At 65.4% G+C, this 21,505-nt stretch carries 25 protein-coding genes; 8 read left to right on the top strand and 17 right to left on the bottom strand.

The genetic code is table 11. The features are described 5' to 3' along the window. Positions 1 to 87: 87 nt before the first annotated feature. The 6 genes from dmpG to BLT78_RS05520 form a co-directional block, all read right to left on the bottom strand. The gene (gene dmpG, locus BLT78_RS05545; RefSeq protein ID WP_172830766.1) at positions 88 to 1,140 is read right to left on the bottom strand and encodes a 4-hydroxy-2-oxovalerate aldolase; all 1,053 of its coding nucleotides are present in this window, start codon (positions 1,138 to 1,140) and stop codon (positions 88 to 90) included. Continuing rightward, positions 1,137 to 2,051 (bottom strand): acetaldehyde dehydrogenase (acetylating), encoded by a 915-nt coding sequence (locus BLT78_RS05540; RefSeq protein ID WP_090348005.1) that lies wholly within the window; start codon positions 2,049 to 2,051, stop codon positions 1,137 to 1,139. The genes dmpG and BLT78_RS05540 overlap by 4 nt, the downstream gene beginning before the upstream one ends. Beyond that, positions 2,048 to 2,257: a tautomerase family protein gene (locus BLT78_RS05535; protein ID WP_090348004.1), complete on the bottom strand. Its 210-nt coding sequence runs from the start codon at positions 2,255 to 2,257 to the stop codon at positions 2,048 to 2,050. The genes BLT78_RS05540 and BLT78_RS05535 overlap by 4 nt, the downstream gene beginning before the upstream one ends. 22 nt (positions 2,258 to 2,279) lie before the next feature. After that, positions 2,280 to 3,083 carry a 2-oxo-3-hexenedioate decarboxylase gene (gene dmpH, locus BLT78_RS05530; protein WP_090348003.1) on the bottom strand — a complete coding sequence of 268 codons (804 nt, stop codon included), beginning with the start codon at positions 3,081 to 3,083 and terminating at the stop codon, positions 2,280 to 2,282. Continuing rightward, positions 3,080 to 3,877, bottom strand: a complete 798-nt coding sequence (gene dmpE / locus BLT78_RS05525) for a 2-oxopent-4-enoate hydratase (protein WP_090348002.1) — start codon at positions 3,875 to 3,877, stop codon at positions 3,080 to 3,082. The genes dmpH and dmpE overlap by 4 nt, the downstream gene beginning before the upstream one ends. Before the next feature lie 122 nt (positions 3,878 to 3,999). Further along, complete coding sequence (locus BLT78_RS05520; RefSeq protein WP_090348001.1) at positions 4,000 to 5,460, bottom strand: 2-hydroxymuconic semialdehyde dehydrogenase; 1,461 nt, start codon at positions 5,458 to 5,460, stop codon at positions 4,000 to 4,002. Between the two features lie 310 nt (positions 5,461 to 5,770). Between BLT78_RS05520 and BLT78_RS05515 the strand changes: the two genes are divergently transcribed. Beyond that, positions 5,771 to 6,499 (top strand): alpha/beta fold hydrolase, encoded by a 729-nt coding sequence (locus BLT78_RS05515; RefSeq protein ID WP_157719486.1) that lies wholly within the window; start codon positions 5,771 to 5,773, stop codon positions 6,497 to 6,499. 153 nt (positions 6,500 to 6,652) lie between these two features. Here the strand turns inward: BLT78_RS05515 and BLT78_RS05510 are convergent, their stop codons facing one another. Beyond that, on the bottom strand, positions 6,653 to 6,934 hold the full coding sequence (locus BLT78_RS05510) for a type II toxin-antitoxin system RelE family toxin (protein ID WP_090347999.1): 282 nt from the start codon (positions 6,932 to 6,934) through the stop codon (positions 6,653 to 6,655). After that, positions 6,924 to 7,169, bottom strand: a complete 246-nt coding sequence (locus tag BLT78_RS05505) for a type II toxin-antitoxin system Phd/YefM family antitoxin (protein WP_090347998.1) — start codon at positions 7,167 to 7,169, stop codon at positions 6,924 to 6,926. Before BLT78_RS05505 ends, BLT78_RS05510 begins: the two co-directional genes overlap by 11 nt. Positions 7,170 to 7,592: 423 nt before the next feature. On the opposite strand from BLT78_RS05505, the gene BLT78_RS05495 reads away from it, so the two are divergent. From BLT78_RS05495 to BLT78_RS05485, 3 genes are read left to right on the top strand one after another with little or no spacing between them, the layout of a single operon-like run. Then, positions 7,593 to 8,120, top strand: coding sequence for a PAAR domain-containing protein (locus BLT78_RS05495; RefSeq protein WP_090347997.1), 528 nt, complete (start codon positions 7,593 to 7,595; stop codon positions 8,118 to 8,120). Positions 8,121 to 8,132: 12 nt separating this feature from the next. Continuing rightward, on the top strand, positions 8,133 to 9,164 hold the full coding sequence (locus BLT78_RS05490; protein WP_090347996.1) for a hypothetical protein: 1,032 nt from the start codon (positions 8,133 to 8,135) through the stop codon (positions 9,162 to 9,164). Further along, positions 9,161 to 9,757 (top strand): hypothetical protein, encoded by a 597-nt coding sequence (locus BLT78_RS05485; RefSeq protein ID WP_157719485.1) that lies wholly within the window; start codon positions 9,161 to 9,163, stop codon positions 9,755 to 9,757. The genes BLT78_RS05490 and BLT78_RS05485 overlap by 4 nt, the downstream gene beginning before the upstream one ends. Before the next feature lie 66 nt (positions 9,758 to 9,823). Here BLT78_RS05485 and BLT78_RS05480 read toward each other — a convergent pair whose 3' ends face one another. The 8 genes from BLT78_RS05480 to BLT78_RS05445 form a co-directional block, all read right to left on the bottom strand. Further along, positions 9,824 to 10,237: a GFA family protein gene (locus BLT78_RS05480; RefSeq protein WP_090347994.1), complete on the bottom strand. Its 414-nt coding sequence runs from the start codon at positions 10,235 to 10,237 to the stop codon at positions 9,824 to 9,826. 172 nt (positions 10,238 to 10,409) lie between these two features. Beyond that, positions 10,410 to 11,471, bottom strand: coding sequence for an NADH:ubiquinone reductase (Na(+)-transporting) subunit F (locus BLT78_RS05475; RefSeq protein ID WP_090347993.1), 1,062 nt, complete (start codon positions 11,469 to 11,471; stop codon positions 10,410 to 10,412). 14 nt (positions 11,472 to 11,485) lie between these two features. Further along, positions 11,486 to 11,842, bottom strand: a complete 357-nt coding sequence (locus tag BLT78_RS05470) for a phenol hydroxylase subunit P4 (protein WP_090347992.1) — start codon at positions 11,840 to 11,842, stop codon at positions 11,486 to 11,488. A 69-nt stretch (positions 11,843 to 11,911) separates the two neighbouring features. Beyond that, entirely contained in the window at positions 11,912 to 13,432 is a 1,521-nt protein-coding gene (locus BLT78_RS05465) for an aromatic/alkene/methane monooxygenase hydroxylase/oxygenase subunit alpha (RefSeq protein ID WP_090347991.1), read from the bottom strand. A 14-nt stretch (positions 13,433 to 13,446) separates the two neighbouring features. Continuing rightward, positions 13,447 to 13,716, bottom strand: a complete 270-nt coding sequence (locus BLT78_RS05460; protein WP_090347990.1) for an MmoB/DmpM family protein — start codon at positions 13,714 to 13,716, stop codon at positions 13,447 to 13,449. An 11-nt stretch (positions 13,717 to 13,727) separates the two neighbouring features. Next, positions 13,728 to 14,720 carry an aromatic/alkene monooxygenase hydroxylase subunit beta gene (locus BLT78_RS05455; protein WP_090347989.1) on the bottom strand — a complete coding sequence of 331 codons (993 nt, stop codon included), beginning with the start codon at positions 14,718 to 14,720 and terminating at the stop codon, positions 13,728 to 13,730. Positions 14,721 to 14,781: 61 nt separating this feature from the next. Beyond that, positions 14,782 to 15,087: a phenol hydroxylase subunit gene (locus tag BLT78_RS05450; RefSeq protein WP_172830765.1), complete on the bottom strand. Its 306-nt coding sequence runs from the start codon at positions 15,085 to 15,087 to the stop codon at positions 14,782 to 14,784. A gap of 11 nt (positions 15,088 to 15,098) precedes the next feature. Then, positions 15,099 to 16,028, bottom strand: coding sequence for a catechol 2,3-dioxygenase (locus BLT78_RS05445; RefSeq protein ID WP_090347988.1), 930 nt, complete (start codon positions 16,026 to 16,028; stop codon positions 15,099 to 15,101). A gap of 540 nt (positions 16,029 to 16,568) precedes the next feature. Between BLT78_RS05445 and BLT78_RS05440 the strand changes: the two genes are divergently transcribed. The 4 genes from BLT78_RS05440 (at position 16,569) to BLT78_RS05425 (ending at position 19,553) form a co-directional block, all read left to right on the top strand. Beyond that, positions 16,569 to 16,889 (top strand): DUF2388 domain-containing protein, encoded by a 321-nt coding sequence (locus BLT78_RS05440; RefSeq protein ID WP_090347987.1) that lies wholly within the window; start codon positions 16,569 to 16,571, stop codon positions 16,887 to 16,889. Positions 16,890 to 17,102: 213 nt separating this feature from the next. Beyond that, positions 17,103 to 17,513, top strand: a complete 411-nt coding sequence (locus BLT78_RS05435; RefSeq protein WP_090347986.1) for a PaaI family thioesterase — start codon at positions 17,103 to 17,105, stop codon at positions 17,511 to 17,513. 131 nt (positions 17,514 to 17,644) lie between these two features. After that, positions 17,645 to 18,547, top strand: coding sequence for a bestrophin family protein (locus BLT78_RS05430; RefSeq protein ID WP_090347985.1), 903 nt, complete (start codon positions 17,645 to 17,647; stop codon positions 18,545 to 18,547). Between the two features lie 355 nt (positions 18,548 to 18,902). After that, a complete protein-coding gene (locus BLT78_RS05425) occupies positions 18,903 to 19,553 on the top strand; it encodes a M23 family metallopeptidase (RefSeq protein ID WP_090347984.1) in 651 nt (216 codons plus the stop codon). A gap of 37 nt (positions 19,554 to 19,590) precedes the next feature. On the opposite strand, the gene BLT78_RS05420 is transcribed toward BLT78_RS05425, so the two are convergent. Continuing rightward, on the bottom strand, positions 19,591 to 21,291 hold the full coding sequence (locus tag BLT78_RS05420; protein ID WP_090347983.1) for a sigma-54-dependent Fis family transcriptional regulator: 1,701 nt from the start codon (positions 21,289 to 21,291) through the stop codon (positions 19,591 to 19,593). Between the last annotated feature and the right edge of the window lie 214 nt (positions 21,292 to 21,505).

Here is a 21,505-nt window from a genome sequence, read left to right as displayed (position 1 = left end):
CCCGATCCGTGGGGGCGAATGAATTCGCCCCTACAGGGGCCTCCATAAACGGCAACGCCGGACAGGTCACCCTGCCCGGCGCTCGCCTCAGGCCGACTTCAGCAGCCCGCGCTCCTTGGCCATGGTCATCGCGGTGTCGAGGATCATGTCCTCCTGGCCGCCGATCATCTTCCTGCGGCCCAGCTCGACCAGGATGTCGCGCGCCGGTACGCCGAAACGCTCGGAAGCACGCTTGGAGTGCAGCAGGAAGGTCGAGTAGACGCCGGCGTAGCCGAGGGTCAGCGACTCGCGGTCGACGCGCACCACGTGCTCCATCATCGGCACGATGATGTCCTCGGCGACGTCCATCAGCTTGAACAGGTCGACGCCGGTGTCGATGCCCATGCGCTCGCACACCGCGGCGAACACCTCCAGCGGGGTGTTGCCGGCGCCGGCGCCGAGGCCCGCGGCCGAGCCATCGATGCGACTGGCACCAGCCTCGATGGCGGCGATGGAGTTGGCGATGCCCATGCCCAGGTTGTGGTGGCCGTGGAAGCCGATCTCGGTTTCCGGGTTGAGCACCTCGCGCAGGGCACCGATGCGTGCCTTGACGTCCTCCGGCAGCATGTAGCCGGCCGAGTCGGTGACGTACACGGTCTGCGCGCCGTAGGACTCCATCAGCTTGCCCTGCTTGGCGATGCCTTCAGCATCGTTGAGGTGGGCCATCATCAGGAAGCCGGTGGTGTCCATGCCCAGCTTGCGGGCGAAGGCGATGTGCTGCGGCGAGGTGTCCGCCTCGGTGCAGTGGGTGGCCACGTGCACGCTGCGCGCACCGCAGTCGTAGGCCGACTGCAGCTCCTTCATGGTGCCCAGGCCCGGAATCAGCAGCACCGAGACCTTGGCCTGCTTCATCTTGGAGGCGACGGCGCTGATGTACTCCTCGTTGCTGTGCGGGGCGAAGCCGTGCTGCAGCGAGTTGCCGCCCAGGCCCGCGCCGTGGGTGACCTGGATGTAGGGCACCCCGGCATCATCGAGGGCGGTGGCGACCTTGACCATCTGCTCGATGCTGATCTGCTCGCGCTTGGCGTGCATGCCGTCGCGCAGGCACATGTCGTGGAGGATGACCTTGCGGCCCTTGAGACTGTTGGACTGGCTCATCACGCAACCTCCGGGGTGGGCAGCTGGATCTTTCCTGCAAGGATCTCCTCGGCGAACATCTCGGCGGTGCGAGTGGCCGCCGCGGTCATGATGTCGAGGTTGCCGGCGTAGGTCGGCAGGTAGTCGCCGAGACCAGCCACTTCCATGAACACCGCCACCTTGTTGCCGTCGAACAGCGGGCCGTTGACCAGCCGGTAGCCCGGCACGTACTTCTGCACCTCGCCGATCATCTCGAGGATCGAGGCGCTGATGCGCTCCTGGTCCGGCTCGTCGTCGGTCAGGCAGGAGATGGTGTTGCGCATGATCATCGGCGGCTCGGCCGGGTTGATGATCGCCAGCGCCTTGCCCTTGCGCGCGCCGCCGACCTTCTCCAGCGCGTTGGAGGTGGTGTAGGTGAACTCGTCGAGGTTGGCGCGGGTGCCCGGGCCGATGGATTTCGACGCCAGGCTGGCGACGATCTCGGCGTAGCCGACGCTCTGGATGCGCGACACCGCGTGGACGATCGGGATGGTCGCCTGGCCGGCGCAGGAGATCATGTTGACGTTCATCTCCAGCTTCTCGGCGTGCTCGCGCAGGTTCACCGGCGGCACGCACAGCGGGCCGATGGCCGCCGGGGTCAGGTCGATCATCAGCACGCCCAGCGCGTTGAGCTTGCGGCTGTTCTCGGCGTGCACGTAGGCCGAGGTGGCGTCGAAGGCGATCTGGATGTTGTCTTCCAGTACATGCGGCAGCAGGCCGTCCACGCCGTCGCTAGTGGTCTTCAGGCCCATCTCGCGGGCGCGCGCCAGGCCTTCGGATTCCGGGTCGATGCCGACCATCCACACCGGCTCCAGCACTTCGCTGCGCTGGATCTTGTAGATCAGGTCGGTGCCGATGTTGCCCGAGCCGATCAGCGCACAGCGGATCTTCTTCATTGTCCCTGCTCCTGCAGCGCGGCGCGCTGCGGCTTGCTCAGGCCGGCGACGTAGAACTCGTGTTCTCGGTGTTCGGTGATCAGGATGCGCACGGTTTCCGGGCTGCAATCCAGGCTCTCGGCGACCGCCGCGGTGACGGCGGCGGCGACGCGCTGCTTCTGCTCGACGGTGCGGCCTTCGATCATGTGCATTTCGATGATGGGCATGGGGGTACTCTCCAGATTCTTGTTATTCGGTGAAGCGCATGGATACGGAGCCGAGTTCCTGGAAGCGGGCGACCACGCTGTCGCCCGGCTTGACCGGCACGGCCTCGGTGATCCCGCCGCTCATCACGAAGCTGCCGGCCGGCAGGTTCTCGCCCAGTTCGGCAAGGATGTTCACCAGCATGGCCACCGCTTCGGCCGGATGGCCGAGCACCGCGGCGCTGGCGCCCATGCCGACGATCTCGCCGTTCTTCTCCATCACCACGCCGAGGGTGCGCAGATCGAGGTCCTCGACGTAGCGCGGCCGGCCGCCGCCAACGAAGCGCGCCGAAGAGCCGTTGTCGGCGATCACGCTGGCCAGGTCGAACTTGAAGCCGGAGAAGCGCGAATCGATGATCTCCACCGCCGGCAGCACGTAGTCGGTAGCGGCCAGCACGTCGGCCGCGGTGCAGCCCGGACCCTGCAGGGTTTCCTTCATCACGAAGGCCACCTCGCACTCGACGCGCGGGTGCACCAAGTCGGACGTGGAGATGGCCGAGTTCTCCGGGCGCGCCATGCGGTCGGTGAGGAAGCCGATGGAGGGCACGCTGACTCCCATCTGCTGCATCTTGGCCTTGGAGGTCAGTCCGGCCTTCCAGCCGACCAGCTTGTGGCCCTTGGCGATGAAGCGGCGGCGCAGCTCGCTCTGCACGGCGTAGCCGTCGGCGATGGTCATGTCCGGGTATTCGTCGGTCAGCTTGGGGATCGCGTAGGCGCGGGTCTGCGCCCCTTCGACGCGCTCGCACAGGCGCACGATGTCCTCGCGGGACAGGGTCAGGTTGCTGCTCATGCTGCGCTCCTCCCGGAGAATTTCACCCGGCAGCTGCCGAGGCCGCCGACCGTGCACACCAGTTCGTCGCCATCGACCACCGGCACCAGCGCCGATTGCGAACCGGAGAGGATCACCTCGCCGGCCTTGAACGGGATGCCCAGCTCGCCGAGGGTGTTGGCCAGCCAGGCCACCGCGTTGGCCGGCGAACCCTGCACCGCGGCGCCGACGCCGGTGGAGAACAGCTCGCCGTTCTTCTCCAGCACCATGCCGGCCAGGGTCAGGTCCAGCTTGCGCGGGTCGCCCTTGGTCTTGCCCAGCACGTACACGCCGCAGGAGGCGTTGTCGGCCACGGTGTCCTGGATCTTGATCTGCCAGTTGGTGATGCGCGAATCGACGATCTCGAAGCACGGCAGCACGTAGTCGGTGGCGCGGATCACGTCCATCGCGGTGATGCCCGGCCCCTTGAGGTCGTGCTTGAGCACGAAGGCCAGCTCCGCCTCGGCCTTGGGCTGGATCAGCTCGCCGAGGTCGATGGTGTCGCCCTCCTGGTAGACCATGCCCGAGGTGAGGATGCCGAAGTCCGGCTGGTACACGCCGAGGAAATCCTGCACCGGCTTGCTCGTGGCGCCGATCTTCTTGCCGACCACCGTCTCGCCGGCCGCCAGGCGCCGCGCGACGAAGCGCTGCTGGATGCGGTAGGCGTCCTCGATGCTGATGTCCGGCTCGCGGCTCAGCAGCGGCGGCACCGCACGGCGGGCGACGAAGGCTTCGTACAGCTCATCGCCGTATTGCTCGATCTTGTTGTTGTCCATGTCTGTGTCCCGTGGGGGCGAAGGCAATCGAATGTCCGGGCCGACTCTTGTAGGGGCGAATTCATTCGCCTTTACCCGATCTCTTGGCGAATGAATTCGCCCCTACAGGCCCGCGGCGCGGCTTACAGCTTCACGCAGACGTTGCGCGTCTCGGTGTAGAACTCCAGCGAATGCACCCCGCCCTCGCGGCCGATGCCGGACTGCTTGGAGCCGCCGAACGGGGTGCGCAGGTCGCGCAGGAACCAGCTGTTGATCCAGGTGATGCCCACCTCGACGCGCGCCGCCATGCGGTGGGCGCGGGCCAGGTCGTTGGTCCAGATGGTGGTGGACAGGCCGTAGACGTTGTCGTTGGCCAGGGCGACCACCTCGTTCTCGCTGTCGAACGGGCGGATGTGGCAGCACGGGCCGAAGATCTCCTCGCGCACCACCGCCGCGTCATCCGACAGGCCGGTCCAGATGGTCGGCTGCACCCAGGCGCCTTCGGCCAGCTCGCCCGGCATCTCCGGCACGCCGCCGCCGGTGACCACGGTGGCGCCCTCTTCCACCGCCTTGCGGTAGTAGGACAGCACCTTGTCGCGGTGTTCCTGGCTGATCAGCGGGCCATAGTTGGCGTTGTGATCGTCCGGGCGGCCGAACTTCACCGCCTCGGCCTTGACCTTCAGCGCCTGCACGAAGGGCTCGAAGATCGGCCGCTCGACGTACACCCGCTCGGTGCCCAGGCACACCTGCCCGGAGTTGAGGAAGGCGGAGCGGAAGATGCCCTCCACCGCCGCGTCGAAGTCCGCATCGGCGAACACGATGCCGGCGTTCTTGCCGCCCAGTTCGAAGGAGACGTCGCGCATGCCTTCCGAGGCGGCCTTCATGATCGCCGCGCCGGTGCGGGTCTCACCGGTGAAGGTGATGGCGTTGACGCCCGGATGCTGGGTGAGGAACTCGCCGGCCGAATCCGGCCCGAAGCCGTGCACCACGTTGTACACGCCCTTGGGGATGCCCACGGCGTTCATCACCTCGCCGAGCAGTGCGGCGGTCTGCGGCGACTCCTCGGACGGCTTGACCACCACGGTGTTGCCGCAGGCCAGCGCCGGGCCGACCTTCCAGGTCATCAGCATGAACGGCGCGTTCCACGGGCAGATCACGCCGATCACGCCCTTGGGCACGCGCAGCGAGTAGTTGAGCGCGCCGCGACCGTCCGGGGTGGCCATCTGGAAGGATTCGCTGGGCACGTTCTTGATCACGTCGGCGAACACCTTGAAGTTGGCCGCGCCGCGCGGGATGAACACGTGCTTCTGGACATGCGCGGGCTGGCCGGTGTCGGCCATCTCGGCCTCGACGAAGTCGTCGAAGCGGCGGGTGATCTCGTTGGCCACGCCGTACAGCAGCTCGACACGCTGCTCGGTGGTCAACCCGCCCCACTCGCCGCTGAGCGCGCCACGCGCGGCCTTGACCGCCGCATCCACCTCACCGCGCCCGGCCTCGGCGATGGAGGCGATCACGCGGTTGTCGAGCGGCGAGCGCTTGTCGAAACGCTTGCCGCTGGCAGCGGCGACGTACTCGCCGGCGATGAAGTTCTCAATCTTGCGCATGGTCACTCCGCGTTGTTGTTCTGGGGGTGGCCAGCCAGGGCGACCGGGGTTAGTCGGGGCTGGGCCTTGGGAGTGAGAATAGGGAGAGGGGGTGATACCGGCTAATACTTTGTTTCTTCTGACCGAATACCTTAAAGGTATCGCTTGATACGCATCAACCTTTGCCCGAAAGCACCCTCGAGCGGGGAAGCCGGGCCTTGGCAGAGGCACCTGACACTGAGCCATGCACGATGGGACTATCATGCTCTTACCCGGCAGCTGCGCTGATGCGTTGCTGTCACAGCCTCCATACATCCTGGGAGGATGCACAATGGCGAGCTCAAGCCGGCATCCCAGCGGAGCCAGTGAATCGCGACCTCTCCCGACACTGGTCTCCACGGCCAAGGATCAAGATCCCGGAGCGGCAACCCATCCCGCGTGTAGAGCGGTCGCCCTGTTCATCGGCGGTGCTGGTGACAAGAAGGCCTACTACCTGGCCGGTCCCTACCGCAACATCGCCTATGCTTTGACCGCTTTCGACCAGCGCATCGAGGAAGCCGGGCAGACGGACGGCTACCAGTCGCTGTATCTCGGCTATCACGAGGTATGGAGCGCATCCGCCATCGGCCGGCTGGTGGCGGCCGAGGTACATGACCAGACCACGCCCATCTATATCGTCGGCCACAGCCTCGGCGCCTGGAGCGGCGCGCACCTGTCGCAGCGGCTGAGCGAATGGGGCTACCGGGTGGAGATGCTGGTGACCCTGGACCCGGTGGGTTCGGGCCTGCTGGTGCGGCTGGGTTCGCGGATTCCCTACCACCGGCCGGCGCCGCGCAGCCACTGCTGGATCAACGTGCGCGCCGAGCCGGGGCGGTCGAACGCGTCGGACCTGGTGGCGCAGCTGGGGCGCAAGTGGCATGTCGCCGGCGAGCCGGACATCGACGAGGCGCTGGACACCAACCACGCCAATGCCTGGGCGCTGTTCTGCAATCCGCTGCACGATGGCCGCTCGGCCGCCGACTGCATGTTCGAGTCGATTGTCGAGCAGTTGCGTGGTTGATCCTGCAGACAAGAAAAAATCCGTGCGAACGCACGGATTTTCGGTGTTCGTGGGCCGAAATTCCCAGGAATCCGTGTGATCGCAAGGATTTTAGAGCCGCGCTCGACTGTCGCTGGCCCGCTTTCAGTCAGCCGCAGGGCGGCACCTGAGCAACTACCGCCCCTTCGCCTTCTCGTAGGCCGCGACGCGCTCGCGCTTGCCCACGGCGACCACGATCACCACCACGCGCTCGTCCTCCACCCGGCACACCAGCCGGTAGCCCAAGGCGCGCAGCTTGATCTTGTAGTGGTTCGGCATCTCGCGCAGGGCGTCGGCCGGCACCCTGGGCAGTTCCAGGCGCTCGCGCAGTTTCTTCTTCAACTGCTCGCGCACCGTATGGCCCAGTTTCTCCCACTCCTTCAGCGCGGACGGCAGGAACTCCAGGCTATAGGTCATCCAGGCTCACCGGCACGGGCGTCTCGCCGGCACGGGCGCGGGCGATTTCGGCCAGTTCCAGATCTTCCAGGCGCTCGATCATCGCCTCGTAGACCTCGGCCGGGACCAGGTAGCCCATCACCCGGTTGTGGTTGAGCACCGCCACCGGCCCGCCATCGGCGCCGCCGATCACCGCGGAGGGATTCTTCTTCAGTTCGGAGACGCTGACGGCCTTGTCGGCCAGTACGCTTTGCATGATAAGGACTCCTTTTCAGATCTTTATATTGGTCTTTTTAACTGAAAGGAGACAAGGCGGCAGACTGCCGCTGGTCAGGTGGGATGCGTCTGGCTGGCCGCCAACACAGCCATTGATGACTGAGGCGCGCTCACGCGCACCTCGACCGGTGTGGCTCAGCCCGGCATCTTCGCAAAATGCGGCAGGTCGTCCAGCGGCTTGCCCCACTGCTGGGCGCTGGCACAGTAGATGTGCATGGTCGGGCTGACCGCTGCCGGGTCGTCGAGGCTGGCGGCGCTACAGGCGCGCGGACAATGGAGAAGACGCGACAGCTTTCAGAAAAATGACCTGCATACCCATGAGGTCATGGGGTGATCCGAGGCACACCAGCAATATCCATCACCCTATAAGATCCACAACACAATCAAACATGGATGTTTCAATATGGCGAAACCAGCAGCACGTCTTGGCGATCTTAATGCCTGCCCTCTGCCAGGCCACGGCACCAATCCCACCACCAGCGGCTCACCCAATGTGCTGATAAACAACCTGCCTGCATTGCGGGTTGGCGATGCCACCGCTTGCGGCGACACGGTTACCGAAGGCATCGGCACCATCCTGATCAACGGCAAACCAATAGCCTTTCAGGGCAGTGCCACAGCGCATGGCGGCCTCATCATTACCGGCTCGGGCGATGTGCTGGTTGGCACCCAATCCGCTGCCGCACCTTTCTCGGCACCGGAGATACTGCCCAGGAATAGCGAGCAATACCAACTCATTGACGAAAATAGCGGACAACCTGCCGGAGGCATCCTTTACTGCGTGGAATGCAGCGATGGTCAGCGACTTGTCGGGTACACCAATAGCTATGGTAACACCGAAAGGGTGTTCACCGATGAACCTCAATCGGTAGTCGTACGGTGGGGCAAGGATGCAGCCAACCACCTCAGGGACAAGGGAATCAGCTTCTAAGGATTGGACGTGATGGCTCAGCAACATCAGGGAAAAACCAGCACCCTGCATAGTACTACGCAGATACCAGTTTATCTGCAGCAGGACTTCATTACCGTAGTTGGCTCTTCACACATGACTATCATGGAGAGCTTGCGGGGGCAGAAAGGCAACATGATGCGCTTTATCAATCAGGGGATCCGGCAGACTCGCCTATACCCGCCTGCAACCCCTAACGACTCCATACAACGCATATTCCTGATTTTCACAGAAGGATACGAGCGAAAACTGCTGGACGCCGTGAACGATTTGGTTACTACACGCTATCAAGCAAAGTATCGTGAACTGGACTCTATATCCCACCTCGTAGACTTCATCAACCTGCGTACCGCAAAAAAGCGCGACATCAAGAAACTCGACTTTTTCTCCCATGGTCTGGTTGGCTCCATAGAATTCGGCTACGAGATGGACAAGGTGGACAGTTACCGCTTGTGCGACGCCCAGGCTTGGATGCTCAAACCGGATGCGTTCGATCTCGGCGCCAGGATCCACTCATACGCCTGCCGAACTGGGCTTGGCATCCAGGCTGATGTGCAGGTCGATGACGACGAAGATCCACTGTATGAGCAAAGCTTGGCGCAGATATTGGCTGACGCCACCCGAACCACTGTGTGGGCATTTCCCCGACGCAGTAATTACGATCAGACCTATGGTAATTCTAGTGACAGGACAGGACTCGCGAGTGCTCGGGACAAGATAAATGCCGACGCCCAAGCGATAAAAAACTATAGACGCCAGTTGGCCGAGCACCAGAGGCGCCTTGCGGCATATCGGAAAGCCAAAAACGATGTTACCGCCCAGTTGCCCAATGAAGCAGCCCCAGTACCTCCCCGAAAAACCGCTAGCGCAGAGGAGGAGAACCTCGTCCGCCATGCCAACAGTCGCGATAAAAACGAAATTCTGATTGGCTATCCGCTTGATGCAGAAGGCGCGGTTCGTGGTGTTCGCGCAGGTGAAACCCCAACGGGGGTTCCCGCAATCTTGCGGGAGTACAAGCCACAATGAAGCGATTGAAAGCACTTGCATGGACTCTTGCCCTGGCGACCTTTCTGGTTGCCACAGGCCTTTATCTGAATACCAAGGAAGTAACTATGCCCGGAAAAGTCATGATGTACTACGGTGGCTTCGAGGTCGAAGAGATGTTCGACGCCAGCCGATGGTTTTCCAGCGGAATGTACAAGCCTCGCCATATGGATGCAGATAAAGGTGCCAGCAATGTCTCCATGCTGCGAATAAAGCCCATGCCCTTTACCCGCATGCAACTGGAAGATCTTCCCTTTGTCGTCGCCGGGGCTTTCGATTACGGCCCTTATGAAGACGTAAATACCGAACCGGTATTCATTGACCCACCTGATCTGAGCAAGCGTATTCGCTACATTTACAGCGCATTTGCAGAGCCCAACAAGCCAGTGGATTACTACAACGTCTTCGTCACATTGCACGGACAACGTTACGTCATCACCTTCGCTAGAGACGGCCAAACAGGGGACGCATTGCTAGGCGGTTCAGCCGAAAGAATATTCGATGGACAGCCCTCTCATGCCGAGCATCTGAAGATATTCGCCGAAATCGAGAATGCCGAGCGCAAATCACACTAGTGGGAATGGCTCTGACGTATCTTGTGCGGGCAAGGGTGCGTAGTTGCGCGCGCTGACCACAAATGCTCAGCCCGGCATTTTGGCAAAGTGCGGCAGGTCGTCCAGCGGCCTGCCCCACGGCTGGGCGCTGTCGCAGTAGATGTGCATGGTGGGGCTGACGGCGGTCGGGTCGTCGAGGCTGGCGGCGCGGACGAACTGCAGGTCGGGCAGCACGCTCACGTCCGAGAACAGCGGCGAGCCGCAGTCGGGACAGAAGTGGCGGACCACCGGGTGGCCGCTGTCGCCGTTGGTGGCGTAGGTGCTGGTCGGCCCTTCGCGGCGGAAGGCCACGCGGGGCACGGCGAACACCGTGGACATGGCGGCGCCGCTGGCGCGCTGGCAGTCGCGGCAATGGCAGTGGGCGACAATGACCGGCTCGGCTGTGGATTCGTAGCGCACCGCGCCGCAGGCGCAGCCGCCGATCAGTTTGTTTTCACTCATCCTGTCTTTCCTCCCGAAAACGAAGCGACGTTGCGCCGCTAGTCCTCTGTAGGGGCGAATTCATTCGCCTGACCGGGGCCACGCTGGCGAATGAATTCGCCCCTACAAGGGATGCGGTTCCCGCGGTCGGATCCAAAAAACCGGCCGCCCGTGGGCGGCCGCAAAGGGTGACTCAGATCGCCTTGAACAACGGACTGCGCACCTGCTGGGCATCGGCCGCCGAGATGAACTTCTCGGTGTAGATGTCGCGCTCGAACAGGCGGCCCTGCATCAGGGTGGTGATGCAGGAGTCGATCATCAGCGGCGGGCCGCACAGGTAGGCCTTGTGGCCGCGGAAGTCGTTGGCGAAGTATTCCTTGGCCGCCTCGTGGACGAAGCCGCGGAAGCCTTGCCAGCCGCTGCCTTCCGGTTCGTGGGAGAGTGCCGGCACGTACTGGAAGTTGGGGTGCTGCTCGGCCAGGGCGAGGAACTCGTCGTGGTAGTACAGCTCGTCGCGGTTGCGCTGGCCGTAGATCAGGGTGATCGGCTTTTCAAAGCCTTCGCCCAAGAGGTCGAGGATCATCGAGCGCGGGCTGGACAAGCCGGAGCCGCCGGCCATGAAGATCACCGGCACGTCGGCGGACTTCTTCACGAAGAAGCGTCCGTAGGGGCCGCTGATGGTCAGGCGGTCGCCGACCTTGAGCTGTTCGTGCACGTAGGTGGTGCCGCTGCCGCCGGGGACGATGCGGATGTTCAGCTCGATCTCGCCGCCCGCCTCCGGAGCGTTGGCGATGGAGAAGGCGCGGCTGCCGATGCCGTTGGGCAGTTCCAGGTTGACGTACTGGCCGGCCTGGAAGTGCATGCCTTCCGGGGCGTCGAGCTTGAGCCAGATACCCTTGATGGTCGGGGTCAGGCTCTCGATGCGGCTGACGACACCGGGGAAGTCGCGCACCGGCAGGTTCTCGGCGTCCGGATCTTCCTCGATCTCGGCCTCGATGGTGACGTCGCTCTGCACGGTGGCGCAGCAGGCCAGGCACTTCTGCTCCTCGCGCTCGAAGTCCATCAGGGCGAAGCTGGAGGCTTCGCCGTGGTCGATCTCGCCGTCGGTGACCTGCACCTTGCAGGTGGCGCACAGGCCGTGGCAGCAGGCGTGCGGCAGGTAGATGCCGGCGCGCAGCGCGGCGTCGAGGATGGTCTGGCCTTCCTCGATCTCGATGGTCTGGCCGAGCGGCTCGATGGTCAGTTCGTAGCTCATGGCGCGCCCTCCCCTCAGTTCACCGGTACCAGGCTGTGCAGGCCCGGGGTGCGCATGCGCAGCTGTTCCTTGTGGCCGATGCCGTTGGCGGCCAGGCTGGCGGCGAAGTCCGGCACCCACGGCTGGCCTTCCTTGAGCCACTCGACCTTGCTCCAGTCGAGGGCGGCGGCATCCGGGTCGGCCTGCAGCAGCGGTTGCAGGTGGCTTTCGATCAGTTCGCCGAAGGTGGCCTGCGGCGGCAGGCAGAACATGATGGGGGCACAGATCAGCAGGTGGTGGTCCCAGCTGATGAACACCAGCTGCTTGCCGTGGAAGTTCTCCACGCGGTCGCGGGGGATGCCGACGTATTCTTTGCGGGCGGCTACGGTCATGTGCGTATTCCTTCTTGTTGTTCTGTTCGCGGGCGCGGCCGGGGTGCGCCCCGGCCGCGCCACCTGGCGTTACTGGTTGGACGTGGCCTGGGCGCGCCACTGCTCGAAGTTCTGCCGGTCCTGGGAGGTGGCGTAGTCGCCGTTGTCCTGGCCGTCCTTGAGGAACACCCAGTCGACCCAGGCGCCGAGGTCGCCCTTGAGGTCCTGCATCAGCCCCGGCATCGGCAGCCAGGCCTGGATGTACTTCTCCGGCTCGTTGTCGAACACGTCCTTGCAGCCGTCGGAGCAGAAGTGGTAGCGCTCGCCCTGGTACACCGACTCGCGGTGGCAGATCAGGGTCGGGTCGCCCGGCTCGGTGAACAGGGTCGGCAGCTGGCAGCACTGGCACAGCTTGGGCAGGCCGAAGTTGTTGAACGGCGCGCCGGTGGCGGCTTCGTGCTTCTTGATGTGCTCCCAGCGCGGGCGGTAGTACTTGTCGAAGGTGGTCGGGTACTTCTTCGACAGCCAGTCCATGTCCTCGTCGGAGGGGATCCACACGTGGAAGGAGGTGCCGAACTTCCACTGGTAGAGGCCGAGCATCAGCTGGTGGGACATGTGGTCGATGGCCTCTTCGGCCTGGTCCCAGCCCTTGGGCGCACGGATGCCGTAGCGGGCCAGGTCCTTGAACAGCGCAGTGCCGTTCTCGATGCCGTAGATGTTCCACGCCTCGCGCCAGGACATCACGCGCTTGGGCAGCATGTAGTCCATCATGGTGCTGACCAGGCTCAGCACGCGGATGCCGCGCCAGAACCACTTGTCGATCCAGGCCTGGACGATCGGCAGGTTGTCCGGGTCCTGCTCGAGCATGAACTTGATGCACTCGAGGCCCAGGGTCATGTGCCGCGCCTCGTCGGACTGCGCCGAGAAGCCGAAGGTGACGGTGGCCATGTCGCCGTTGTAGGCGGCGCCGGACATGAACGGCACGAACAGCAGGTTGGTCAGCACGTATTCGAAGCTGAAGCCGATGGCGATCATGAACTCGAACGGGCCGGCGGACATGGCGTCGTCGAAGAACGAGCGGGCCACCGAGGTGTACCAGATGCGGTCGCGCTGTTCGGCGAAGGCGTGGAAGCCGTTGTAGAACTTGTTGTAGTTGGACAGCGCGTGGATCTGCGTCTGCGCGTGGCGGATCTCGTCGATGGCCTGCATCTGGCAGGCGACCTGGGTGCCGACGCCGGGGAACTCGCGGCCGACGCGGGCGAAGCCCTTGTGGGCGGCGTACTCGCCGGGGCTGATGGCCTGCAGGAACACCTTCAGCGCCGACAGGTAGCGGGCGTCGGTGATGTTCAGGTGGCCATTGTTCTGCGCGTGGGCGTCGATGATCGCGTAGAACTTGCGCTCCTTCTCGGCCTGGTACTTCCAGTAGGCGTCCATGGTCAGGCGGAACGGGTCTTCCCACTGGTTCCAGTCGTGGATCTTGATGCCTTCGTACTGGACGTAGGGGAACACCTCGTCCTTGCTGCGGTAGGTCGGCTCCCAGCCCAGGTCGCGGGTGAACAGCTTGTACTTGTCCTTCAGGCTGAGCTTCTTGGCGGCGGTTTTCATGTCCATGGCGGAGTCCTCTCTCAGCTGTTCCAGGTCAGGGTCAGGGTGTCTTCGTCTTCGTCGACGTTGCCTGACAGCGTGATCAGGTTGATCTGCAGTTCCTGCAGGTCGAAGCTGCGGCCGAGCTGCTCCTCGATGGTGTCCTTGCGGATCACCAGGCGGTTCGGCGCGTCGATCTTGACCATCGCCGGCTCGCGGTTGACCACGGCATTGGGGTTGTCGATCTCGATCGCCTCGATGATCGGGCGGGTGTCTTCGTTGGCTTGCAGGGCAATGAATACGGTGGACATGGGTGAGCCTCTCAGAGCGCGATGCCGGTTTTTTCGATGCGCGCCTTGAAGGCGGCCACTTGTTCGCTGACCAGGTCGTCGGCTTCGGCGCCGAACACCTGCTCGACCACCGGCAGCAGTGCCGAGGCGGCGCGGCACTGCCAGGCGTTGATCCACTCCTGCAGCTGGGCGCGGTTGTGCTCGGACTCGCCGGCGGCGACCTTGAGCACCGCATCCACCCACTTCTTGGTCTCGTCGAACCAGTCGGTCATGAACTGGGTGAGCATGGCCACGGTGGAGGCGCCACGGCTGGACAGGTAGTCGTCGACGATGCGCTCGTAGACCAGCGGATAGAGCAGTCCGTCGAGGGCGACGTTCTGCGCGACGAACAGCTCGAACGGGTCGCGCAGCGCCAGGCAGTCCTCGACGTAGCGGCGCAGCGGCTGCCAGGCCTCGCCGTCCAGCCAGGCGGCCTTGCCGGCGTCCAGCGCCTCGGTGCCGCCGAGCAGCAGGCCCAGGCGCGACAGGTACTGGGCGATGCCCAGGTTGTCCATGGCGTGGTAGATGCACGGCTGGGTGAAGGTGGTGCCGTAGCCGTAGCCGCAGATGAAGGTGTTGTTCTGGTTGGCGCCCCAGGCGGCGTGGCGCAGCGGCACCAGCAGGTCGAGGGCGATCTGGCGCAGCTCGGCCGGCAGCAGGTCGGTCAGGCCGCGGCTTTCGACGAAGGCGAAGTTGGCCTCCATGCTGTCCTGCTGGCGGGCGCGGGCCAGGGTGTAGGTGCTGTAGTAGAACTGGCGCGGGTCCTTGAGGGCGTACCAGTCCTGCATGACGATCTTGGTGATGCCGGTGTCGTACAGCGCCTGCTCCGGATCCCAGGTCGGCCGGTAGTGCAGGTTCTCGGCGGCCTGGATGTCGTAGCTGCCTTCCTGGTAGCGCGAGGCCGGCTTGTCGCCGAAGCGGCGGGCCAGGTGGTCGAAGGTCTGGCGCAGCGGCTGGATGCTCACCGTGCGAAGGTCGATTTGCATGTGCTCTCTCCTGCCGGCACTGCGCGGTACGCAGCGCCGTTCTTGTTGTTCTTGTCGCTGATCAGGCTTTGAAGCGGGTCTGGGTGGCGTCGGCGAGACTCCAGTGCCAGTCGCTGGGCTCCTCGTCCCCGGCGGCCGGCGACCCGGCGTCCGGGTCGCGCGGCGGCAGCATCTGCACCCGGTTGGCCGCGCAGAACTCGGCGAAGGCCTCGGGGCTGAGGATCATCTCCACGCAGAGGTCGGGCTCGCCGATGGCGAAGTCGAACTCGATGAAGCCGCCGGCGCGCTCGCCGGTGACGCGAACCCAGCGCCGCCGGGTGTCGAGGTCGGCCGGCAGCATTTCCACCAGTTGCTCGGGACGGTTCATGGCCGCGCTCCTCAGGTCACCACGGTGAGGAAGGTTTCGTGCAGCTTGCGCTGCGGGTAGTCGAGGCCCTGGCCGAAGTTGTCGAAGGTCCAGGTGATCGGCTCGTAGTCCGGGTACGGCTGGTAGCCGCCCATGAAGGTCTCGAAGCGGTTGCCGGAGGGGTCCCAGGCGTAGATGGTGCAGCCGCGGGTGACGCCGTGGCGGGTCGGGCCGATGTCGACGTTGACCGCGTTCATCGACATGATGTCGCCGGCGCGCAGCACCTGCTCCCAGCTCTCCATCAGGAACGAGCAGTGGTGCAGCTTGCCCGGCTCCGGGTATTCGGCGAAGGCGATGTCGTGGACCTTGTGCGAGCAGGACAGCCAGATCGCGGCGTTGCCCTGGCCATCGGGGGTGAGCACCCGCTCGACCAGGTAGAAGCCCAGCACCTCGGTGAAGATCTTCTGCACTTCGGCGACGTTCGGCCCGTACAGCAGGGTGTGATCGAGGCGCACCGGGCCGATGCCGTGCTCGCGCGCCTGGGTCCAGGGTGCCGGGTTGACCAGGCCGGCGCCGTTGCCGATGGAGGTCTTCTCGGCGTACAGCTCGATCAGGTGGCCGGAGGGCAGCTCGAAGCGCACGCGCTCGCCGGTTTCCAGCAGATCGCCAGCGGGGATGCGGGTGGTGGTCAGGCCGTAGGCCTGGAGGTCGGCGTCGAGCTGCTCGAGGGTGGCCTTGTCGAGCACCTTGAAGCCGAAGAAGTCGATCCCGGCGCTGTCGGCCTCGCGGATCACGTAGCTGTGGTGGTCGCGCTCGTCCCAGCACTTGAAGTAGACGCGACCCTGCGCGTCGCGGCCGGTTTCCACCAGGCCCAGCACGTCGCGGTAGAAGCGGACGCTTTCCTCGAGATTCAGCACGCGCACCTGGGCATGGCCCGGTCGCAGCACACCTGTCATCGCCATTTGTTGTCTCCGTTATTTGGCTTGATGCGGTTGGGTTGCCTGTCCGGTTCATGTGGCAGTCCGGGCAGGCGGTATTGCTATCGACGCCAGAGACATTGCAGGGGCGATGCCAACTTCGACAACTCGTTGATTCAAAAGGATTTTTTATAAGATCCGGGTGGCCGGAACGAACATCCGGCCTGACGTTTTTGTCCTGCGACCGGTTTCGCCTTACAAAAACGTAAAGGTGCAGCGCACAAAAAAGCGCCCAGCGCAGAGGGATTGCCGGCGTATCCACGGCCGGCGGCGTCGAGAAAAGCGGCAACCGCGGCTGGCGGACGTCGACGCGCGGCGCTGGATGCGCAACTTGCCCGGGGCATTCCCGGCGCCAGCCACTGCAGCCCGGCGCCTCAGCCGCGACTGTTCCTTTTGGTCATATCACCGGTACCGGCAGGCTGGCAGCACGTGCCCCCGGTCGGATCGCGCCGGGAGGAGGGGAATTACGGCCGCCCTTGCGGCTCTAATCGAATAGGCCCGTTCGGCCGCAAGAGGGTTATCGCCATGCGTTACACACTGCTGTTCGCCTCGCTTGCGCTGAGCCTCGCCACCGCCTCGGCAGTGGCCGGCGGCATCGGCGTGAAGGACGCCGCCACCTCGGCGGGGATTTCCGCTTCGCTGTATTCCACCTTCAAGGACGACAAGATCGTCGTCGCGGCGAAGGATGACGCCAGCAGCTTCATCGCCAGCGGCGGCACCATCCGCGGTGCCTACCTGGAGGCCGCGCTCGAGCAGATCCGCCGCGAGCATCCGGGCCTGCAGGCAACCGACCAGGAACTGGCTGCCGCGATCCTCGCCCAGCCCGGCGACGCCGCCGCGCGCTGAGCCCCCTGCTACCACCATCCTGTCCGCAACCGTCTGCCCCGCCGGGTAGACGGCGGACAGCCGCGCGCGCGGCACCGGCGTGCCCACTGTACGTTTTGGTCACGCCGTGCGCACCGCCCTCCCCATCACCCTGCAGTTCAGCGCCCGGCTCGCTGGCCGCGCCTGTCGCCCTGTAGTAGCTTCGGCTACCAATCTTTTTCAGGGAGGAGCGTCATGGCCAGCAAAGCAGAAATCGCCGCATTCATCGCCACCGAGTTCCCGCAGACCAAGTGCATGGTGGAGAAGGTCGGCGACGGCGGCGCCACGGTCTGGCACCCGGTCGGCCACGACGAGCTGCGCCCCGGCGGCACGGTATCCGGGCCGGTGCTGATGAGCATCGCCGATGTCGCCCTGTACGTGGCGATCCTCGGCGAGATCGGCATGGTACCGATGGCGGTGACCACCAGCCTGACCGCCAACTTCCTGCGCAAGCCGTCGGGAGAGAAGAACATCGTCGGCGTGTGCAAGCTGATCAAGGTCGGCCGGACGCTGGTGGTCGGCGAGGTGTACCTGTATTCGGAAGGCTCCGAGGACGCGGTGGCACACGTGGTCGGCACCTACGCACTGCCGCCGCGCCGGGAATGACGGAAAGTCGCATCCGTGCACATCAACCGGTGAACGGGCCTTCCGTGCCCTTTCGCCGGGCAGCTGGTCCGCGACGAGCCGCCTGAACCGCCCCGCCGTGTCCCCTTTTACCCGAGCAGTCCCCGACGCCGATGATCATCTACCCGCAACGCCCCTCCCTCTGGACCCTGCTGTTTTCCCTCAAGGGCTCGATCATCCCGGCCATCTGGCGCAAGGTGCTGTTCACCGTACTGATCAGCTCAGGGGTGGTGGCGGCCGAGGGCATGCTCGAGGGCCACCAGTTGCTGCTGACCGCCACGCCCTTCACGCTCTGGGGGCTGACCCTGGCGATCTTCCTCGCCTTCCGCAACAACGTGGCCTACCAGCGCTTCTGGGAGGCGCGCACGCTGTGGGGCGAGTTGCTGATCGTCTCGCGCAACCTCGCCCGCCAGAGCCTGGCCCTGCTGCCCGGCCTGTCCCGCGAGCAGCGCCTCGCCCTGGTGACGCCGCTGATCGGCTTCAGCCACGCGCTCAAGGCCAGCCTGCGCGGCGAACCGCTCGACGCCGAAGCACGTCGCTATCTCGGCGAAGGCGACGTCGAGCCGGCCACCCCCAATGCCCTGCTCGGCCAGATCGCCCGCCGCTTCATGGCCCAGGCCACGGCGAGCGGCGCCAGCGATGTGCTGAAGGTTGAGCTGGATCAGCAGCTGACCCGGCTGTCCTATGTGCTGGGCGGTTGCGAGCGCATCCGCAACACGCCCATCCCCTACCCGTACATCCTGATGCTGCACCGGGTGGTGCACATCTACTGCGTGCTGCTGCCGTTCTGCCTGGTCGGCAGCCTCGGCTGGTTCACGCCCATCGCCGTGTGCATCCTGGCCTACACCTTCTTCGGCCTGGATGCCCTGGGCGACCAGATCGCCGACCCGTTCGATACCCAGCCGAACGATCTGGCGCTGGACGCCATCTGCCGAAGCATCGAGATTGCCGTCCTCGAACTGCTCGACGAACCGGCGCCGCTGCCGCTGGAACCGGTGGACGGGGTGCTGCTGTAGCAGGAACGCTCGGCAGCGCGTCCCCCCGGCACGCTGGCTGTTCCATTCGCCGGGCAACACGAAACGCCCGATCCCGACTTTGCGTACCGCGCCCACCGCAGGCGGAGCAGTCCGCGACACCGACCAGCGGCACCAGCCATCGGGAATTCCAGCCCGCCAGGGCACTCCAACTCTACAGGCCGTCTTGGCCATCAGAGGGTCATCGCCATGCGCTGCAGACTGCCCGTTGCCTCGGCACTGGCCGGCAAGATCGCGGCACAAGACGCCGCCATGCTCGCCCAGCCGGACGGCGCCACCGCTCGCTGAGCCTCGCGCCCCACTCCAGGGATGAACGGGTGGCGCGGGCAGATCAGCCATGCCTGCATCGTTCGCGCTCGTACCCCATGTGCTGGCCCGCCAATGCGCAGCGGCGCTGGGCGCGCTGCTGCTGGCCGTCGCCGCGACTCAGGCTGCCGCGGGCCTGGCGGCATTCAGCGCGAACCGCGCTGCCGCCGTGGGCGCAGCCGGAGCTTGTACCGCAACGGCCCCTCCCGCCGCCCCGAGCATGCCGGAGTATGCGCGACTGCTCGTCGCTGCCCGCTTGATCATCCCGGTCGCCGGGGTGTCCCGCGCCAGCCTGCGCGACTCCTTCGACGAGCGGCGCGGCGCGCACCGCCATGCCGCGATCGATATCGCGGCGCCCCTGCGCACACCGGTCATCGCCGCCGGCCCCGGACGCGTCGCCAAGCTGTTCGACAGCGTACCCGGCGGACGGACGGTCTACCAGTTCGACCCCGAGGAGCGGTTCGCCTACTACTACGCGCACCTCGACGCCTATGCGCCTGGCTTGCACGAAGGCATGCAGCTCGAGCGCGGCGACCTGCTCGGCTATGTCGGCGTGACGGGCAACGCCCCGCCCGGTGCCCCCCACCTGCACTTCGCGATCTTCCGCCTGGGTCCCGAAAAGAAGTGGTGGCAAGGCGAGGCGGTGAATCCGTTCCCTTTCCTGGATGACGCGAACCGCTGAGCGCAGCCGCTTGCGCGGACCGTAAGGCGTATGACGATCAGCCGCCGGCCTCCTGTTGGCAGGCCGACGCCTCGCCCGTGGCCTGCTTCAAGCGATACGCCAGCTGCCGGCGGGTGATGCCGAGCAGGCGCGCGGCGTGGGTCAGGTTGCCGTTGGCGCGGCGCACGGCCAGTTCGAGCAGGCGGTTCTCGTGGGCCTGCAGATCGAAGCCGTCGTCCAGCAGGCTGTCGTAGAGCTGCTCGCGGCGCAGCTCCTCGGCGTTGCCGACCTGGCCCCGGCCATCGACGGGAACTCCCTGCGGCGTGGCCGGCGCGCTACCGGCGAACAGGTGCTCCAGCTCGATCTGCCCGCCGGAGGGCGCCAGCAGCACGGCGCGCTCGACCAGGTTCTCCAGCTCGCGCACGTTGCCAGGCCAGTTGTAGGCCATCAGCGCCTGCATGGCGCGGTCGGTGAGGCCGTGCAGGGTCTTGTTGTAGGCCGGCGCGTACTTCTCCAGCAGCGCACCGACCAGGATCGGGATGTCCGACTTGCGCTCGCGCAGCGGCGGGATGGCCACCGGGTAGGTGGCCAGGCGGTAGTAGAGGTCGGCGCGGAAGCGCCCCTCGGCGATGGCCTGCTGCAGGTTGACGTTGGTCGCCGCCACCAGGCGCACGTTGACCTTGCGCGTCTTGTCGTCGCCGAGGCGCTCGACCTCGCCGGTCTGCAGCACGCGCAGCAGTTTCACTTGGGCGGAAGGTGACAGATCGCCCAGCTCGTCGAGGAACAGGGTGCCGCCGTCGGCGCGCTCGAAGCGGCCGGGCCGGGATTGCTGGGCGCCGGTGAAGGCACCCTTCTGCACGCCGAACAGCTCCGACTCGATCAGGTCGTTGGGGATGGCCGCGCAATTGACCGCCACGAACGGCTGGCCGGCGCGGTCGCTGTTCTCGTGCAGCCACTGGGCGAACACTTCCTTGCCGACCCCGGTCTCGCCGAGCAGCAGCACGGTGATCGGGCTGCGCGCGGCCTTGCTCAAGAGGTCGAAGGCGGTGCGGAACGCCGGCGAGCCGCCGACCAGCTTGCCGCTCGGCATCTGCTCGCGCTGGCGGCCGCGCAGCTGCCAGAGCTCCTGGGCCAGATCCTGGTAAACGGTGTCCATCTCCGCCGGCCGGCAGTATTCGAGATAGGCGTCGTCGCCCCAGGCCTCCACCGGCTTGCCGACCATGATGCACTGGTGGTCGCCGCGGCAGGTGCACTGGGTCTCGCGGAACACGATGAAGCGGCGGAAGAAACGGGTGACATAGCCCGAGGCGTAGCCGGACAGCGTCCAGCAGGCGGTGTCCTCGCCGATGCCGTATTGCTGCAGGTGGGATTCGGCTTCCCAGGAGTTCTCGCAGACCACTTCGCCGAAGAAGGTGCCCTGCTCCCAGTCGATATCCGCCTCGGTGATGGTCGATTTGACCAGGCCCTCGAAGGCGTGCAGCTCGGGGCCGATCTGGAACACGTCGTAGTTGTCGCCCTCGCCGAGCAGCTTGGAGGCGCGCTCGGCGTCCTCCTGGCCGGCGGCGAAGCCCATGCGGAACAGCAGGCCGTTGGCCCGCTTGGCGCCGAGCGAGTCGATCAGCTCGCGGCGCAGGGCGCCGAGGGCCTTGGCGTGGAGCAGCAGCATGCGGCTCTCGTCCAGCCAGATCTGCCCAGCGTCGATGTTGAAGCGCAGCCGCGAGCGCAGGTTGAAGCGCTCGAGCGAGCGTTGTACTGCCATATCGGTCGTCCCCCTACCGGCTCGCGAACGGGCACGGGCTGTCGTGGCGCCCCCTGCCCGGCTCTTGGCCGGCTTTGTCGTGATTGCCCCGTCTGGAAACGGAACAGGCGGCCGGTAACTTAAGTCATCGGCCGCCCGGATACCACTAGCGCTTGGTCAGACCAGCGTGACCTGGCCCTGTCGGGGCGAACTCACTCGCCGGTGCGAGACATTC

The organism is Pseudomonas oryzae (assembly GCF_900104805.1).
GTDB lineage: Bacteria > Pseudomonadota > Gammaproteobacteria > Pseudomonadales > Pseudomonadaceae > Geopseudomonas > Geopseudomonas oryzae.
This window is presented reverse-complemented; position numbering and strand designations above follow the sequence as displayed.

Coding starts and splice junctions, on each gene's coding strand:
- BLT78_RS05540 (WP_090348005.1), bottom strand. CDS start 2,051: ATGAAGAAGATCCGCTGTGCGCTGATCGGCTCGGGCAACATCGGCACC.
- BLT78_RS05535 (WP_090348004.1), bottom strand. CDS start 2,257: ATGCCCATCATCGAAATGCACATGATCGAAGGCCGCACCGTCGAGCAG.
- dmpH (WP_090348003.1), bottom strand. CDS start 3,083: ATGAGCAGCAACCTGACCCTGTCCCGCGAGGACATCGTGCGCCTGTGC.
- dmpE (WP_090348002.1), bottom strand. CDS start 3,877: ATGGACAACAACAAGATCGAGCAATACGGCGATGAGCTGTACGAAGCC.
- BLT78_RS05520 (WP_090348001.1), bottom strand. CDS start 5,460: ATGCGCAAGATTGAGAACTTCATCGCCGGCGAGTACGTCGCCGCTGCC.
- BLT78_RS05515 (WP_157719486.1), top strand. CDS start 5,771: ATGGCGAGCTCAAGCCGGCATCCCAGCGGAGCCAGTGAATCGCGACCT.
- BLT78_RS05510 (WP_090347999.1), bottom strand. CDS start 6,934: ATGACCTATAGCCTGGAGTTCCTGCCGTCCGCGCTGAAGGAGTGGGAG.
- BLT78_RS05505 (WP_090347998.1), bottom strand. CDS start 7,169: ATGCAAAGCGTACTGGCCGACAAGGCCGTCAGCGTCTCCGAACTGAAG.
- BLT78_RS05495 (WP_090347997.1), top strand. CDS start 7,593: ATGGCGAAACCAGCAGCACGTCTTGGCGATCTTAATGCCTGCCCTCTG.
- BLT78_RS05490 (WP_090347996.1), top strand. CDS start 8,133: ATGGCTCAGCAACATCAGGGAAAAACCAGCACCCTGCATAGTACTACG.
- BLT78_RS05485 (WP_157719485.1), top strand. CDS start 9,161: ATGAAGCGATTGAAAGCACTTGCATGGACTCTTGCCCTGGCGACCTTT.
- BLT78_RS05480 (WP_090347994.1), bottom strand. CDS start 10,237: ATGAGTGAAAACAAACTGATCGGCGGCTGCGCCTGCGGCGCGGTGCGC.
- BLT78_RS05475 (WP_090347993.1), bottom strand. CDS start 11,471: ATGAGCTACGAACTGACCATCGAGCCGCTCGGCCAGACCATCGAGATC.
- BLT78_RS05470 (WP_090347992.1), bottom strand. CDS start 11,842: ATGACCGTAGCCGCCCGCAAAGAATACGTCGGCATCCCCCGCGACCGC.
- BLT78_RS05465 (WP_090347991.1), bottom strand. CDS start 13,432: ATGGACATGAAAACCGCCGCCAAGAAGCTCAGCCTGAAGGACAAGTAC.
- BLT78_RS05460 (WP_090347990.1), bottom strand. CDS start 13,716: ATGTCCACCGTATTCATTGCCCTGCAAGCCAACGAAGACACCCGCCCG.
- BLT78_RS05455 (WP_090347989.1), bottom strand. CDS start 14,720: ATGCAAATCGACCTTCGCACGGTGAGCATCCAGCCGCTGCGCCAGACC.
- BLT78_RS05450 (WP_172830765.1), bottom strand. CDS start 15,087: ATGAACCGTCCCGAGCAACTGGTGGAAATGCTGCCGGCCGACCTCGAC.
- BLT78_RS05445 (WP_090347988.1), bottom strand. CDS start 16,028: ATGGCGATGACAGGTGTGCTGCGACCGGGCCATGCCCAGGTGCGCGTG.
- BLT78_RS05440 (WP_090347987.1), top strand. CDS start 16,569: ATGCGTTACACACTGCTGTTCGCCTCGCTTGCGCTGAGCCTCGCCACC.
- BLT78_RS05435 (WP_090347986.1), top strand. CDS start 17,103: ATGGCCAGCAAAGCAGAAATCGCCGCATTCATCGCCACCGAGTTCCCG.
- BLT78_RS05430 (WP_090347985.1), top strand. CDS start 17,645: ATGATCATCTACCCGCAACGCCCCTCCCTCTGGACCCTGCTGTTTTCC.
- BLT78_RS05425 (WP_090347984.1), top strand. CDS start 18,903: ATGCCTGCATCGTTCGCGCTCGTACCCCATGTGCTGGCCCGCCAATGC.
- BLT78_RS05420 (WP_090347983.1), bottom strand. CDS start 21,291: ATGGCAGTACAACGCTCGCTCGAGCGCTTCAACCTGCGCTCGCGGCTG.